The organism is Kitasatospora sp. NPDC051164 (assembly GCF_044455625.1).
In the GTDB taxonomy this organism is placed as follows: domain Bacteria; phylum Actinomycetota; class Actinomycetes; order Streptomycetales; family Streptomycetaceae; genus Kitasatospora.
In genome coordinates this window covers 332985-347464 of the sequence record NZ_JBITFB010000002.1, presented here as the reverse complement: position 1 = coordinate 347464, position 14480 = coordinate 332985, and the positions used below count along the sequence as shown (strand labels likewise).

The following is a 14480-nucleotide window of genomic DNA, read 5'->3' as shown; positions in this document are numbered from 1 at the left end:
GGGTGATGGTGCTCAACGGCCCCAACCTCGGCCGGCTCGGCAGCCGCGAGCCGGACGTCTACGGTGCCACCTCGTACGCCGGTCTGGTCGAGCGCTGCACCGAGCTCGGCAAGGAGTTCGGCTTCGAGGTCGAGGTGCACGAGACCAACTCCGAGCAGCAGATGGTGGAGTGGCTCCACGAGGCGGCCGACGGGCAGGTGCCCGTGGTGATCAACCCGGGCGCGTTCACGCACTACTCGTACGCGATGCGGGACGCCGCCGCGCAGCGCACCGCGCCGCTGATCGAGGTGCACATCTCCAACCCGTACGCCCGGGAGACCTTCCGGCACACCTCGGTGATCGCCGCGGTGGCGTCGGGCACCATCGCCGGTTTCGGGCTGGGCTCGTACGAGCTGGCGCTGCGCGCGCTGGCCGAGCAGCTCACCACGCGCTGAGGGGGGCGGGCCGGTCCGACTCCCGCAGGTGGGGTCGGACCGGCCGCCCTACACGGCGGCCCGGCGGCGGACTGGGCCCGCCGCCGGGCCGCCGTGTAGTGTCCCCGCTGAGAGGTGTCGGGAGGGTGCCGTGACGCAGTACGCCGGAGGTGGGCAGGTTCCGCCGCGTCCCGCCGCTCCGCCGGTGCCGCCGGGGGGCGGTACGGGGGTGAACCCCTCGGGAGCGCCGGTCGCGCCGCCGCCTCCGCCGCCGGTTCGGCCCGCGCCGACTCGTTCGCAGGTACCCGTTGCTCCGCCGGCCCCCGGGCAGGCTCCCGTGCCGGCCGCCGGCCCGGCTCCGGCCCCCGCCGCGGTCCCGGCGCCCGCTCCGATGCCCAGCGCGCCGGTTCCCGCAGGAGGCACCGGGCACTTCGTGCTACCGTCCGGGACGCCGGTCCAGCTGCCCGCCCACCCGCCGCAGCAGCACGCGCCCACCGGGCCGATCGCCGTCCTGCTGATCGGTCCGGCCGGGGCCGGCAAGACCACCGTCGCCCGGTACTGGGCCGAGCGTCGGCCCACCCCGACCGCGCACATCAGCCTGGACGACGTACGGGAATGGGTGCAGTCCGGCTTCGCCAACCCGCAGTCCGGCTGGAACAACGCCTCCGAGGCTCAGTACCGGCTGGCCCGCCGCACCTGCGGCTTCGCCTGCCGCAACTACCTGGCCAACGGCATCTCCTGCATCATCGACGACGCCGTCTTCCCGGACCGCCCGGCGATCGGCCTCGGCGGCTGGAAGCGGCACATCGGCCCCGGCATGATCCCGGTCGTCCTGCTGCCCAGCCTGGACTCCGTGCTGCGCCGCAACGCCCGGCGCAGCGGCAACCGGCGCCTCGGGGACGAGGAAGTGGCACGCATCCACGGGCGGATGGCCGGCTGGTACAACTCCGGGTTGCCGATCATCGACAACTCCTACCTGGACGTGGCCGGGACGGCCGCCGAGCTGGACCGCGTCATCCTGGCCCGGCTGATGGGCATGCCGGTCCGCTGACCTGCGCACCTCGCCGATCCGCTGATCTGTCGATCCGTTGATCCGAGGGGCCGCGGTGGTGTCGGAGCCGGCTGCGATGATGGACATGTCCTCGGGCCCGCCCAGCGGCCCGTCCTGTCCAACGACCCGGGGGAGCTGACGCCCGTGCCGGAAGGCCACATCATCCACCGCCTCGCCGCCGAGAACCGGAAGGCCTTCGGCGGGCGCTCGGTCCGGGTCTCCAGCCCGCAGGGCCGGTTCGCCGACGAGGCCAAGGTGATCGACGGGCAACTGCTCACCGGTGCCGAGGCCACCGGCAAGCACCTCTTCCTCGGCTTCGAGGAGGGCGCCTGGGTGCACATCCACCTCGGGCTCTACGGCGGCTTCGCCTTCGGCACCGGCCCGGCGCCCGCGCCGGTCGGCCTGGTCCGGCTGCGGCTGGAGAGCGAGGACGGCTACGCCGACCTGCGCGGTCCCAACACCTGCGCGCTCGTCACCGACGCCCAGAAGGCCGCCGTCGCGGCCCGCCTAGGCCCCGACCCGCTGCGCGCCGACGCCGACCCGGAGGCCGCCTGGCGCCGGATAGCGGGCAGCCGGACGACGGTCGCCGCGCTGCTGATGGACCAGAAGGTGCTGGCCGGGGTGGGCAACGTCTACCGGGCCGAGGTGCTGTTCCGCCACGGCATCGACCCGCACCGGGCCGGGCGCGACCTCACCCGGAAGGAATGGGACGCGATCTGGGCCGACCTGGTCGCGCTGATGCACGTAGGCGTCGCGGCCGGCCGGATCGACACCGTCCGTCCCGAGCACACCCCCGAGGCGATGGGCCGCCCGCCCCGCGTGGACGACCACGGCGGCGAGGTGTACGTCTACCGGCGGGCGGCCATGCCCTGCCTGGTCTGCGGCACGGACGTCCGCACGGAGGCGCACGCCGCGCGCAACCTCTTCTGGTGCCCGACCTGCCAGGCGGCCTGAGGCCCTGAGGCCCTGAGCCACTGGTCCGGTGGTCCGGTGGTCCGGTGGTCCGGTGGTCCGGTGGTCCGGTGGGCCGCCGATCCGCCCTCCGGCCCGGCGCCCAGCCCGTAGGCTGGGGCCGGCCGACCGGGCGGAGGGAGCGGGTGGATGGAGCGTCACGAGGTGGCCAACACCGTGTCAGGTGCCACGGTGGGCGGCCATGTGGTGCAGGCCCGGGATATCGGGTCGCTGCACATCCACCCGGCCGGTGCCGAACCGAAGCCGGTGCCGAGGCCTCGTCAGGTACGTGAGCCGCACGGCCCGTTCGTCAACCGTGAGCCGGAACTCGGCGCCCTGATGACGGCGTTGGGTCGGGTCGAGGCGGGCGGACTCGGGCTCGTGGTGTTCACCGGCCTGGGTGGGGTCGGGAAGACCGAGCTGATCGCCAAGTTCACCGAGGAGCACCGGGCGAGCTTCCCGGACGGCGACCTCTACGCGGACCTCCTGGCCTACCGGCACCAGGGCGGGGTGGACCTCCCCGAGCTGCTGGCCGGCTTCCTGCGGGCCCTCGGCACCGAGCCCCCGGCGGCGGAGGCGGAGCGGTTCACCACCTTCCGAACCGTGACCGCCGAGCGCCGCTGTCTGTTCTTCCTGGACAACGTCGAGCACGCGGCCGAGGTCCGGGCACTGCTTCCCTCCAGCGGGCTGGTGGTGGTCGCGAGTCGGCGGCGGCTGCCCGCGCTGCGGACGGACGGCGCGGAGGTGCGGCAGCTCGGGCCACTGAGCGCGACGGCCGGCACCGACCTGGTGCGGGCCTGGCTGGGCTCCGGGCGGGGCACCGACGCGGAGCTGGCGGAACTGGTCGAGCTGTGCGGCGGGCTGCCGCTCGCGCTGAACGCGGTCGGGAGCCAGCTGCTGGACCAGGACCACCTGCCGGTCGACCGGGTGGTGGCCGAACTGCACGACCGGGAGGGCAGGTTGGCGATGCTGGAAGACGAGGACAGTGATCTCGGCGCGACGTACGACCTGGTCTACGAGCGGCTGTCGTCGGAGGCCCGGGCGCTCTACCACCTGATCGGCGTGCACCCCGGCCCCTTCGTGTCGGCCGAACTGGCGCATGCGGTCGGCGTGGCGCGGGCCGGGCAGGCGATCAAGCAGCTGCGGGCCGTCCACCTGGTTGACGAGGTGCTGGACGACGACCGCGAGGCCCGCTTCCGGGCCCACGACGTGGTGCGGCTGCACGCCTACGCCCGGGCGCGCGAGCTGCCCGACCACGAGGAACTCCTCGCCGGCGTCGTGGCGTACTACCGCGGCCGGGCCTCGCTTGCCGACCGTGCGATGGCCAAGCAGCGACTCCGGTTGCAGGACCCGAGCGGCGACGACCTGCCGCGCTTCGCCTCCGAGACCGCGGCCCTGGAGTGGCTGTACGCCGAACGGGCGAACTTCCGCGCGGTCGTGGAGGCGGCGGCCGAGCAGGGCTGGCACGGCGAGGTGTGGCGGCTCTGCGAGTCGCTCTGGCTGCTTTACCACGACCGGAAGCTCTTCCAGGACTGGATCGCCACCCACCGGCTCGGCATCGAGTCGGCACAGTGGGACAACCAGCCGGACGCCGTGGTGCGGATGCGCAACCAACTGGCCCGCGCCTACCTCGACCGCAAGGAGTACCCGCTCGCCGCCGAACAGTTCGCGCTCGCCACGGAGCAGGCGCCGCTGGTCACCAACCGCCAGGTCGTCGGCGTGCTCTACGAGATGGACGGCCTGCTGTGTCTGGCCGACGGTCGCCCGGGCGACGCGGTGGAACGGTTCACCCTGGCCCTGGCGGAGAACCGGGGCGACGACCACGGCGAGATCGTCCAGACCTACCACCTGGCGCAGGCGTTGATCGCCGACGGCCGGCCGCAGGAGGCGCTGGCCGTCCTGGCCGAGGCCACGGCCCAGGCCGAGGAGTCGCACGACAACGACATGCTGATGAAGCTGCCGCTGGTGCGCGCCCGGGCCCACCGAGCGCTCGGACAGCTGGACCTCGCCGTCGCCCAGGCCGAGGACTGCGCCCGGCAGGCCGGGCAGCGCAGCCAGTACGCGAAGGAGGCGCAGGCCCACACCCTGCTGCTCACCCTCGCCGAGGAGCAGGGCGACGAGGAACTGGCGGAACGCAGCCGCGAGCGGCTGCGCCAACTGTCGAGCTAGGCCTTACGGTCCGGGGTCTATGGTCTGGGCCCTACGGTCCGGTACGGAAGGACACCCGGGTGCGGCGCTCGCCGGTGCGGATGGTGAGCCCGTGCTCGGGGAGGGCGGCCGGGTCGCCGCCGTCGGCGAGCCAGCAGGCGACGGCGGAGCCGAGCAGCAGCGGATCGACGCTGGGGGCGGTGCCCGTCCAGTCCGGTTCGGCGCAGGCCGCCAGCAGCAGGCCGGTGCGCAGCCGGAGCAGGTGACGGTCCGGGCCGAGGGCGGCCACCGCGACGGCGAGGCCGGGGAGTTCGGCGGCGGAGTCGGCGAGCCAGCGTTCGGCAGGGCGCTCGGCGTGCACCTCGGTCCGGGCGAGGACCTCGGCCGTGTAGCGCAAGGCGTCGCCGGGATGCTCGTCGGTGAGGGCGTGGAAGCCCCGTGGGCTGTGGTCCTTCGGGTCGAAGGGGTAGCGCCGCAGGCTGACCTCCGTCCCCTCGCTCGCGCCCTCGACGTCGTAGGCGGTGGGCCGCTCGGCGGCTCCGGGGCCGAGGACGGGCTTGGGGTAGGGCGGCAGGGCCGGTTCGTCCCCTGGTTCGTCCAGTTGCTCCAGGAAGGAGTAGAGCAGTGGGCGCAGCACCCGGGCGGATTCGCCGCGGCGGGCGAGTGAGCGGTCGGTGATCTCGCGCAGGTCGGCAGGGTCCCGGGCCAGGGCCTTCTCGACCTGGGCGGGGAGGTCTCCGTCGGGGTCGAGCACGGGTGCGGCCTGGCCGAAGGCGTAGCTGGGGGAGCGCGGGTCGAGCTCGGCGGCGCCGGTGGCGACGAGCATGGTGGGGCGTTCCAGGGCGGCGCCGTAGAAGGAGACCGAGCCGTGGTCGCCGATCATGACGTCGGCGGCGACCAGGGCGGCCTGCCAGCCCTGGTGCGGCGGGATCAGGCGCAGGCCCATCCGGCGGGCGGCGTCGAGCAGGGCCTCCGGGTCGTGCCGACTCCAGATGTTGGGGTGCAGGACGACGGCCACGGTGTACTCGTCGGCGGGCAGCCGGCGGACCAGGCGCTGGGGCAGGTCGGGGCGGCGGCCGAATAACGAGTGCTCGCTCCAGGTGGAGTTGACGACGACGAGCCGTCGACCGTCGACGGCGCCGAGTGCGGCGCGGTAGGTGTCGCGGGAGCGTCGGCTGTGCAGCATCCGGTCGAAGCATGGGTCGCCGACCACGTGGGCTACGTCCAGTGCCTCGGGGCAGGAGTCCCGTAGGCGGTCCAGTTGCTCGGGGTGGGAGAGGCCGAGGACGTCCACGAACACCCGCCCGCGGTAGGTGAGTTCGTTGCGGGACAGGCCGGCGGCGCTGACCGTGTCGCCGGTGGACTCGGTCACCAGGCGGTTGTAGCCGGCGCCGTGCGGGAGGACGACGAGCCGGGCGTCCAGGCGGTGCATGGAGGAGTGGACGGCGCAGGCGACGGCCAGGTCGAAGCGGTGCCGGACGGCGTCCTCCCAGTCCAGCACGGTGAAGCCGGGCAGGCCGTGCAGGTACTCGTCGAGGGCGCGGTCGGCGAAGGCGGAGCCGGGGTTGACGGTGAAGTACCGGGCGATGCCGTCGGGGTTCAGCAGGGTGAGGACGTCCAGGACCCGGGTGGCCGAGGTGAGGGTGCGGGCGACCGCCAGCACGCGGGCCTTGACCGGTCGGGTGTTCCAGCGGTCGGCGGGCCAGACGTGGGGGTGGGACGGCACACCATGATCGTACTCATCCGGGGTGGCGCGCCGGGTGCTGTTTCCCGAGTGTCGGTCAGCCCGCCGCTGCGGTGGGCTCGTGGTGCTCGGCGGCGGCGCACGCGTCGAGGAGGGGGCGCATGTCCTCGTCCACGAGCCGGTAGCGCACCACACGTCCGTCCTTGTCGCCGGTGACCACGCCGGCCGTGCGGAGCAGCCGCAGGGCCTGGGACACGGCGGTGTCGCGCATGCCGGTGGCGACCGCGAGATCGGTGACGGCGAGCGGGCCGGCCCGGTGGAGGGCGAGCAGCAGGGAGAGCCGTCCGGGGTCGGCGAGCAGGGAGAACCGCTCGGACCAGGACCGGACGTGCGCGGCGTCGCCGATCGCGGCGATGGCCTCGCAGACCCGGTGTCCGTCGATGGTGCGGTGGCCCGCGCGGTCGGCCGGTACGAGATGCATGCGGACATTCTTGCAGGCGGCGTCCTGTGATCCTGGACACCTGCGCAGGTGCGCAGCCTTGCATGGGTCGGGCGTGGCCCCTACGGTGTAGCCCGCCGTGGTGCTCGGGAAGACCGGTGACGGACCCTCAGGGGTCCGGATTCCGGAGCGGCCCTCGCCACTGTGATCGGGTCACTCCTCCGTCCCCGGAGGAGTGTCGTCCGTACCCACGACGCCACTGGGTGCCTCGCGCACCTGGGAAGGCGGGTATGGACGTCCCGTAAGCCAGGAGACCGGCCACGGCATCTCACGAAGTGATTCCACGAGGTGCTGGAGCGTGATCCGAAGATGACCCTGCCCGAAACCGCCGCCGCAGACGTGAAAGCGGGCGTGAGAACGGTCCCGTCCGTGCTGCCCACCTTCCGGTGGAAGCGCGAGGACACCGTCCGTACGGCCGGGCTGATGGGGGTGATCCTGGCCATGCACGTGGTGGCCTTCGGGACGCTCATCTTCCTGGTCGCACCCGAACGGTACGCGGTCGGTACCCAGGTCTTCGGGGTGGGCCTGGGTATCACCGCGTACACCCTCGGCATGCGGCACGCCTTCGACGCCGACCACATCGCGGTGATCGACAACACCACCCGCAAGCTCATGGCGGACGGCAAGCGGCCGGTCTCGGTGGGCTTCTGGTTCGCCCTCGGGCACTCCTCGATGGTGGTCCTCATGTCCGCCCTGGTGGCGGGCGGCGCGCAGCTGGCGAGCACGCTGATGGACGACGACTCGGCCACCCACAAGTGGCTCGGCATGATCGGGACGACCACCTCCGGCGTGTTCCTCTACCTGATCGGCGCGCTCAACCTGGCGGCGCTGCTCGGCATCATCAAGGTGTTCCGGGCGATGCGGGCCGGGCAGTACGACGAGGCGGAGCTGGAGGCGCACCTCGACTCGCGCGGCTTCATGGCCCGGGTGCTGAACCGGGCGACCCGCTCGATCACCCGGCCCGGGCAGATGTTCCCGGTCGGCATGGTGCTGGGCCTGGGCTTCGACACCGCGACCGAGGTCACCCTGATGGTGATGGCGGGCTCGGGCGCGGCCTCCGGGCTGCCCTGGTACGCGATCGTCTGCCTGCCGCTGCTGTTCGCGGCCGGGATGAGCCTGTTCGACACCCTGGACGGGACGTTCATGAACTTCGCGTACCAGTGGGCCTTCGCCAACCCGGTTCGCAAGGTGTACTACAACCTGACCATCACTGGGCTGTCGATCGCGGTGGCCTTCATCATCGGCACCATCGAGCTGGTCGGCGTGCTGCACGAGAAGCTCGACCTGACCGACCCGGTGACCGGCTGGATCGCGGACATCTCGCTGGACAACGTCGGCTACGCGATCGCCGGGCTGTTCGTGGTGGTCTGGGCGGTGGCGATCGGGTACTGGAAGCTCGCCCGGGTCGAGAAGCGCTGGGCACCCGAGGGGTTGTGAGCCGGAGGGCATGAGAGTGGCTCATGGGGCCGGGGCATGAGCCGCGCTCATGCGGCAGCGCCATGAGCTCGCCTCATGAGGTCGGGCCATGAGGACGGCTCATGCGGCCGCCCCATGAGGACAGCTCATTGGGCAGCGCCATGAGCGTCACTCATGCGGCCGCGAGCAGCACCCGGCCGGAACGGTGGAGATCATCCGGGTCGACGAGGGCGAGCCGGCCCTGGTGCACGACGAGCGCGGACACCCGGTGCCGGTCGGCGGCACGGTCTTCTTCGGCGCCTCCTACCCGCACGTCTGCCGCAACCCGGGGCGGCGGACGCCGGCGTCGACCATGGTGTCTCCGTCCCGCCGCCGCGCTGACCCCTGTCGTCGCGCGCGGAACGGCGCCTGCCCGAGGTGTCCCGGGGTTCCGTCGGGAGTGCTCGGCGGGCGGTTCGGCCCGGGGGTTCGTAGGCTCGACGCATGGCGGATGCGTACGCGGGTCGGCGGGAGCGGGTGAGGGAGCACTGCAGTGCGGCCGGGGCCGATGCGGCGCTGATCACCCGGGCGGCGAACGTGCGGTATCTGACGGGCTGCGCGCCCTGTGGAGCGACCTTGCTGCTGACCAGGGAGCGGGTGTTGCTCGCGCTGCCGGACGACCTGCCGCCGGACGACTCCGGGGAGCACCTGATCGCCCCGGACGTCCCCCAGCTGCCGGTGGCGGCCGGGGCGGACACCGCGCTGGCCGCCGCGGCCGCCGCGGCGAGCTTCGGGGTGGCGGCTCTGGCGGTGGAGGAGCACGACCTGACCGTCAGCCGCCACCGGGCGGTGGCGGGCCTGGCCGAGCGGGCCCGGTTGGTCGACCTGGGGCAGGTGGTCGAGCGGCTGCGGGTGGTCAAGGACGAGCACGAGATCGCCGATCTGCGGATCGCCGCCGAGATCGCCGACCAGGCGCTCGGCGAGCTGCTGGAGTCGATCCTGGTCGGCCGCACCGAGCGGCACCTGGCGATGGAGCTGGAGCGCCGGATGATCGACCACGGCGCGGACCGGGCCGCCTTCCCGGTGTCGGTCGGCACCGGCAGCCACTCCGGCCAGGCCGCCCACCAGCCGACCGACCGCCGGGTGGAGGAGGGTGACTTCCTGACCGTGGTGATGGGCGCGCAGTACCGCGGCTACGGCGTTTCCACCGCCCGCACCTTCGTGATCGGGGCCGCGCCCGCGCCCTGGCAGGTGGAGCTGCACCGGCTGGTCTTCCGGGCCCAGCGGGCCGGCCGGGAGGCGCTCGGACCGGGCGTGGAGCAGTGCGTACCCGACCGGGCCGCCCGGCAGGTCCTGGAGGCGGCGGGCCACAGCGAGGCCTCGCCGCACCCGGTGGGCCACGGCATCGGGTTGGAGATCCGGGAGGCGCCGCGCCTCGGTCCGTCGGACATGGGTAAACTGGACAGCCGCGTGCCGGTCACCGTCGGCCCAGGGGTTCATCTCCCGGGCAAGGGTGGTGTCCGGATCGAGGACACGCTCGTCGTCCGCCCCCTCGAAGAGGGTGGGCCCGAGTTGCTCACCATCACCACCAAGGAGCTCCTCGCCCTGTGACCGCGGCCGCTCGACGGCCGTGGGCGGCAGGACGCAATCCCTTGGTTCCTTGACAGCTATATCCAGGAGTAAGTGCGCCCGTGGCTTCCACGAACGATCTCAAGAACGGCATGGTCCTCAAGCTGGACGGCGGCAAGCTCTGGTCTGTCGTCGAGTTCCAGCACGTGAAGCCCGGCAAGGGCCCGGCCTTCGTGCGTACCAAGCTCAAGGAGGTCCTGACCGGCAAGGTCGTCGACAAGACCTTCAACGCGGGCACCAAGGTCGAGACCGCCAACGTCGACAAGCGCGGCATGCAGTTCTCGTACATGGACGGCGAGAACTTCGTGTTCATGGACATGGACACCTACGACCAGCTGACCATCGAGAAGGCCGTCGTCGGCGACGCCGCCAAGTACCTGCTGGAGGGCTTCGAGGCCCTGGTCGCCACCAACGAGGGCGCGGTGCTGTACATCGAGCTCCCGACTTCCGTCGAGCTGACCATCGCCGAGACCGAGCCGGGCGTCCAGGGTGACCGCTCGACCGGTGGCACCAAGCCGGCGACCCTGGAGACCGGCGCCGAGATCCAGGTGCCGCTCTTCGTCACCACCGGTGAGAAGGTCAAGGTCGACACCCGCGACGGCAGCTACCTCGGCCGGGTGAAGTAAGTCCGTGTCGGCCGCACGTAGCAAGGCCCGTACCCGGGCCTTCCAGATCCTCTTCGAGGCCGACCACCGCGGGGTCGACCCGCAGCAGGTCCTCGCCGACTGGGTGGCCCGCGCCCGCGAGCCGAAGCCCGACGAGGGCACCCCGCAGATCGGCGAGTACACCATGGAGCTGATCGAGGGGTACGTCCAGCACGCTCGCCGGATCGACGACCTGATCTCGCAGTACGCGGTGGGTTGGACGCTCGACCGGATGCCGATCGTGGACCGCAACGTCCTGCGACTCGGTGCTTACGAGCTGATCTGGGAGGACGGTGTCCCGGACGCGGTCGTCCTGGACGAGGCCGTCGAGATCGCCAAGGAGTTCTCCACGGACGACTCCCCGGCCTTCGTCAACGGTCTGCTCGCCCGCTTCCTGGAGCTGAAGCCGAGCATCCGCCGATAACCGGACGATGCCCCGCAGACGGCCGCCGGACCCGAGATTTCGGGTCCGGCGGCCGTCGCGCGTTTCACCCGCTCGGCGTAAGGTGGGAATCTACTCGCCAGTAACTTGGCGTTCGGAACCACGTGCGAAGGGCAGGTCCCCCCTACATGACCACCGCGACCCGCAGCGAGTTCGACCAGGGCATCGCCCTGACCAGACACCCCGAGGAGGCCGGCCGCTACGAGGCCGAGCTGGGCGCCGGCTGGCAGATCGGCGGCGGGGTGAACGGCGGGCTGCTGCTCGCCGTGGCCGGACACGCGCTGTCGCTGGAGCACGGCACGCACCCGGACCCGGTGTCGATCAGCGGTTACTACCTGTCCGCCTCCACCCCCGGGCCCGCCACCGTCCGCACCGAGGTGCTGCGCGCCGGGCGCGGGCTCTCCACCGGCACCGCCTCGCTCAGCCAGGACGGCGTCGAGCGGCTGCGCGTGGTGGCCAGCCACGGCGACCTCTCCACCGCCGACGGCGAGGTGCGCACCAGCGCGCAGCCTCCGCAGCTGCCGCCGCCGGACCAGTGCATCGGCGTGGAGCACGCGCCCAAGGAGCTGATCGCCCAGGCCGCCCTGCTGGAGCGCTTCGACCTGCGGCTGGACCCCGCGACCGTCGGCTGGGCGCTCGGGCAGCCCTCCGGCAACGGGCGGATCCAGGGCTGGTTCCGGCTCGCCGACGGCCGCGAGCCCGACCCGCTGCTGCTCCTGCTGGTCGCCGACGCGCTGCCGCCGGTCACCTTCGACCTCGGCATGCCGGGCTGGGCCCCGACCATCGAACTGACCGTCCACCTGCGGGCCAAGCCCGCCCCGGGCTGGCTGCGCGTCACCCACGCGACCCGCAACCTGGCCGGCGGGTACTTCGAGGAGGACGCCGAGGTCTGGGACGAGTCCGGCCGCCTGGTCGCGCAGTCCCGCCAGCTGGCCCGGGTGCCGCGGTAGCTCCCGGCGCCGGTGCTATTACCGGTGGTTACATTCCTGTGACACGCCGTACGTGTGCGGCGTGCGGGGGGTGGGGAGGAAGGCGGTCAGCGGCGAGCCCGCCGCCGACCGTCACCGCCGAAGCCAGGAGCCACCGATGAGTCATAAGGGTCGCGCCCGCCGTAACTCCGACTGCACCGCCGGCGGCTCGCGGCCCGTGGTGCGGGCGCCGCACCGGCCGCAGCGGGCCGAGGGGGCCGACCAGGCGTTCGTCATCGGGGTGCTGGCCGACGCGGCGGACTTCGCCCGGGCCCGCGCCTGGGGGATCTCCGACGCCCCCGACTTCGAGCGCTACTTGGCCGACACCGCCGAGCTGCTGGCCGACGCGCTGGAGCGTTTCGAGACCGTCCGGGCCCGGATGTTCCACCCGCAGGACTTCGAGGAGTTCTGCCTGCTCAACGGGCTGGACCCGGCCGAGCCCGCCGCCCGGGACCGCTACCTGGTGAACCCGCCGCTGCAGTCCCAGCTGCTGGCCTATCAGGGCGAGGAGCTGGCCGGGGACTTCGTGCCGCGCCTGGTCCGGGCCCGGGAGAACGGGCTGACGCTCTGCCACGTCGACCTGCTGCTCGACGGGGCCCTGTACGGGGGCGCGGGCGAGCAGGACGTGGAGCACGCGGGCTGGGTGCGCGCCGCCCATCAGCGCGGGAGCGAGGTGTTCCGCCGGATGCTGGTCGGCGCGGGCGCCGGGGTGTACGAGCTGCGCCTGCGGGTGGACGCGCCCGGCGGGAAGCTGACCGCGGCGGCGCGGGTGCTGCAGTGGGAGGACGGCGTGGTGCGGATCAACGACGAGGACCTGGAGCTGGTCTGCGCGGTGCTGTGCGCCGGGCTGGCCTTGGAGCTGCCGGGCGTCGCGGTGCTGCACGGCTCACAGGGCTCGGCCGCCTCCTGCGGGGAGTACCTGCCGGCCTCCTGGGCGTGGTCGAGCGGCGGGCAGGACTGGGCGCCGGCGGACCGGCCGGTCCGGCTGGACGGGGTGGCGGCGCAGCCCGGCTACAGCCTGGGCACCGTCTGCTGACGAGTGACCCGCCGCGCCCGGACACGCCGCGGCGCGGCCCCCCGGTTCGGGGTGCCGCGCCGTGACGTTTCTGCTTTCCAGCACAGGTGAAAAGCATGCTGGAAGCTGCAAGGATCCGCTGGCGGGAGCCGGTGCGGTGAGCCTCAGCTCGCGTCCTCCTCGCGCACCGCACGGCGCGCGTCGGGGTTCAGCACGCCCCAGGAGATGAGCTGCTCGGTGAGGATCGACGGCGACTGGTCGTAGATGACCGCCAGAGTGCGCAGGTCGTCCTGGCGGATCGACAGCACCTTGCCGTTGTAGTCGCCGCGCTGGCTCTGGATGGTCGCCGCGTAGCGCTGCAGCGGGCCGGCCTTCTCGGAGGGGACCTGGGTCAGTCTCTCCAGGTCGAGGACCAGGCGCGGCGGCGGCTCGGCCGCGCCGCCGGGGGTGCCGCCGGGCAGCAGCTCCTGCACCGGGACGCCGTAGAACTCCGCCAGTTCGGCCAGCCGCTGCACGGTGACCGCACGGTCGCCGCGCTCGTACGAGCCGACGACGACTGCCTTCCAGCGCCCCTGGGACTTCTCCTCGACACCATGCAGGGAGAGACCCTGCTGAGTGCGGATCGCTCGGAGCTTGCCTCCGAGTTGCTTCGCGTAGTCGCTGGACATTGATCTCCCCGGACGAGATTGCTTCGCGTTCAGTGGTGGGTCACGGGCGATTGTCGACGCCGTTACCGGTGGGTTCGAACTCCGTCTCGTAACTCACTGTGAGGTTACGTAGAGTAAGGTAGTTGCGTCAAGCCGAATGGGGCAGTCGTGCGAATGGCCCGCATCGTCGGCGCGTCCGGGGTGTTAACCCCCGGAAGCGGAATGGTGGACTTCTGTTTGCCGTCCCGGGCGCTGCTAGGATGACCCGAAGCCCACGCCGACCCGGCGGGGGCGATCCCAGACATCCTTTAAGGCCCGTCCAGTGAGGCGGGGAAGGAGGTCCGCTTCGGCATGACCGCACACCGAGAATCCACGCTGCAGGAACCGACGCCTCGGCCGCCGCACCAGGTGCTGGACGGCACGGACATCGCCCGGGTCATCACCCGGATAGCACACGAGATCGTCGAGCGCGCCAAGGGCGCGGAGGACGTCGTGCTGCTCGGCATCCACACCAGGGGCGTCCACCTCGCCCGCCGCCTGCACGGCCGGCTGGCCCAGATCACCGGGCGCGAGATCCCGCTGGGCACCCTGGACATCACCATGTACCGGGACGACCTGCGGCTGAAGCCCGCCCGAGCCCTGGAGCACACCGAGATCCCGCCCGGCGGCATCGACGGCAAACTCGTCGTCCTGGTCGACGACGTGCTCTTCTCCGGCCGCACCATCCGCGCCGCGCTCGACGCGCTGAACGACATCGGCCGGCCGCGCGCCGTCCAGCTCGCCGTCCTGGTCGACCGCGGCCACCGCGAGCTGCCGATCCGCGCGGACTACGTGGGCAAGAACCTCCCCACCTCGCTGCGCGAGGCCGTGCAGGTGCGCCTCTCCGACAGCGACGGCGTGGACGCCGTCCTGGTCGGGGACCGCGACTTCGCGTCACGCTCCTCGCAGGCCATGGCCGCCAAGCCGTCCGAACCGCACCTCCCGGAGTAACCCG

At 72.6% G+C, this 14480-nt stretch carries 14 protein-coding genes and 1 riboswitch; of the genes, 11 read left to right on the top strand and 3 right to left on the bottom strand.

The genetic code is table 11. The features are described 5' to 3' along the window. Positions 1-5 precede the first annotated feature (5 nt). The 4 genes from aroQ to ACIBEC_RS04090 all read left to right on the top strand — a co-directional run bounded on the left by aroQ (position 6) and on the right by ACIBEC_RS04090 (position 4584). Positions 6-434: a type II 3-dehydroquinate dehydratase gene (aroQ, locus tag ACIBEC_RS04105; protein WP_360498551.1), complete on the top strand. Its 429-nt coding sequence runs from the start codon at positions 6-8 to the stop codon at positions 432-434. Between the two features lie 130 nt (positions 435-564). Further along, positions 565-1464: an AAA family ATPase gene (locus tag ACIBEC_RS04100; RefSeq protein WP_396287723.1), complete on the top strand. Its 900-nt coding sequence runs from the start codon at positions 565-567 to the stop codon at positions 1462-1464. 144 nt (positions 1465-1608) lie between these two features. Beyond that, complete coding sequence (locus tag ACIBEC_RS04095; RefSeq protein WP_360507576.1) at positions 1609-2418, top strand: DNA-formamidopyrimidine glycosylase family protein; 810 nt, start codon at positions 1609-1611, stop codon at positions 2416-2418. 147 nt (positions 2419-2565) lie between these two features. After that, the gene (locus ACIBEC_RS04090; protein WP_360507573.1) at positions 2566-4584 is read left to right on the top strand and encodes an AAA family ATPase; all 2019 of its coding nucleotides are present in this window, start codon (positions 2566-2568) and stop codon (positions 4582-4584) included. 31 nt (positions 4585-4615) lie between these two features. On the opposite strand, the gene ACIBEC_RS04085 is transcribed toward ACIBEC_RS04090, so the two are convergent. Together ACIBEC_RS04085 and ACIBEC_RS04080 are read right to left on the bottom strand one after the other, a co-directional pair. Further along, positions 4616-6289, bottom strand: coding sequence for a hypothetical protein (locus ACIBEC_RS04085; protein WP_360507571.1), 1674 nt, complete (start codon positions 6287-6289; stop codon positions 4616-4618). A 55-nt stretch (positions 6290-6344) separates the two neighbouring features. Beyond that, positions 6345-6728, bottom strand: coding sequence for a metalloregulator ArsR/SmtB family transcription factor (locus tag ACIBEC_RS04080; RefSeq protein WP_360507568.1), 384 nt, complete (start codon positions 6726-6728; stop codon positions 6345-6347). A gap of 81 nt (positions 6729-6809) precedes the next feature. Next, a riboswitch (cobalamin riboswitch) is annotated at positions 6810-7024 on the top strand. Positions 7025-7055: 31 nt separating this feature from the next. On the opposite strand from ACIBEC_RS04080, the gene ACIBEC_RS04075 reads away from it, so the two are divergent. The 6 genes from ACIBEC_RS04075 (at position 7056) to ACIBEC_RS04050 (ending at position 12860) form a co-directional block, all read left to right on the top strand. Next, complete coding sequence (locus tag ACIBEC_RS04075; protein ID WP_360507565.1) at positions 7056-8183, top strand: HoxN/HupN/NixA family nickel/cobalt transporter; 1128 nt, start codon at positions 7056-7058, stop codon at positions 8181-8183. Positions 8184-8645: 462 nt separating this feature from the next. Beyond that, entirely contained in the window at positions 8646-9752 is a 1107-nt protein-coding gene (locus tag ACIBEC_RS04070) for an aminopeptidase P family protein (RefSeq protein WP_360507562.1), read from the top strand. Positions 9753-9832: 80 nt separating this feature from the next. Beyond that, positions 9833-10396, top strand: coding sequence for an elongation factor P (efp, locus tag ACIBEC_RS04065; protein WP_360507559.1), 564 nt, complete (start codon positions 9833-9835; stop codon positions 10394-10396). Between the two features lie 4 nt (positions 10397-10400). Then, entirely contained in the window at positions 10401-10838 is a 438-nt protein-coding gene (gene nusB, locus ACIBEC_RS04060) for a transcription antitermination factor NusB (RefSeq protein WP_360507556.1), read from the top strand. Between the two features lie 146 nt (positions 10839-10984). After that, positions 10985-11806 carry a thioesterase family protein gene (locus ACIBEC_RS04055; protein WP_360507553.1) on the top strand — a complete coding sequence of 274 codons (822 nt, stop codon included), beginning with the start codon at positions 10985-10987 and terminating at the stop codon, positions 11804-11806. Between the two features lie 136 nt (positions 11807-11942). Further along, positions 11943-12860: a hypothetical protein gene (locus ACIBEC_RS04050; RefSeq protein WP_360507550.1), complete on the top strand. Its 918-nt coding sequence runs from the start codon at positions 11943-11945 to the stop codon at positions 12858-12860. A 143-nt stretch (positions 12861-13003) separates the two neighbouring features. Here the strand turns inward: ACIBEC_RS04050 and ACIBEC_RS04045 are convergent, their stop codons facing one another. Further along, the gene (locus tag ACIBEC_RS04045) at positions 13004-13507 is read right to left on the bottom strand and encodes a transcriptional regulator (protein WP_030056198.1); all 504 of its coding nucleotides are present in this window, start codon (positions 13505-13507) and stop codon (positions 13004-13006) included. Between the two features lie 330 nt (positions 13508-13837). Here ACIBEC_RS04045 and pyrR point away from each other — a divergent pair, with 330 nt between their 5' ends. Next, positions 13838-14476, top strand: coding sequence for a bifunctional pyr operon transcriptional regulator/uracil phosphoribosyltransferase PyrR (gene pyrR, locus ACIBEC_RS04040; protein WP_360507547.1), 639 nt, complete (start codon positions 13838-13840; stop codon positions 14474-14476). The last annotated feature ends 4 nt before the right edge of the window (positions 14477-14480 follow it).

Bases quoted from the DNA above. Each gene is read 5' to 3' on its own strand.
- aroQ (WP_360498551.1), top strand. From the start codon at position 6: ATGGTGCTCAACGGCCCCAACCTCGGCCGGCTCGGCAGCCGCGAGCCG.
- ACIBEC_RS04090 (WP_360507573.1), top strand. From the start codon at position 2,566: ATGGAGCGTCACGAGGTGGCCAACACCGTGTCAGGTGCCACGGTGGGC.
- ACIBEC_RS04080 (WP_360507568.1), bottom strand. From the start codon at position 6,728: ATGCATCTCGTACCGGCCGACCGCGCGGGCCACCGCACCATCGACGGA.
- ACIBEC_RS04075 (WP_360507565.1), top strand. From the start codon at position 7,056: ATGACCCTGCCCGAAACCGCCGCCGCAGACGTGAAAGCGGGCGTGAGA.
- ACIBEC_RS04070 (WP_360507562.1), top strand. From the start codon at position 8,646: ATGGCGGATGCGTACGCGGGTCGGCGGGAGCGGGTGAGGGAGCACTGC.
- ACIBEC_RS04055 (WP_360507553.1), top strand. From the start codon at position 10,985: ATGACCACCGCGACCCGCAGCGAGTTCGACCAGGGCATCGCCCTGACC.
- ACIBEC_RS04050 (WP_360507550.1), top strand. From the start codon at position 11,943: ATGAGTCATAAGGGTCGCGCCCGCCGTAACTCCGACTGCACCGCCGGC.
- ACIBEC_RS04045 (WP_030056198.1), bottom strand. From the start codon at position 13,507: ATGTCCAGCGACTACGCGAAGCAACTCGGAGGCAAGCTCCGAGCGATC.
- pyrR (WP_360507547.1), top strand. From the start codon at position 13,838: ATGACCGCACACCGAGAATCCACGCTGCAGGAACCGACGCCTCGGCCG.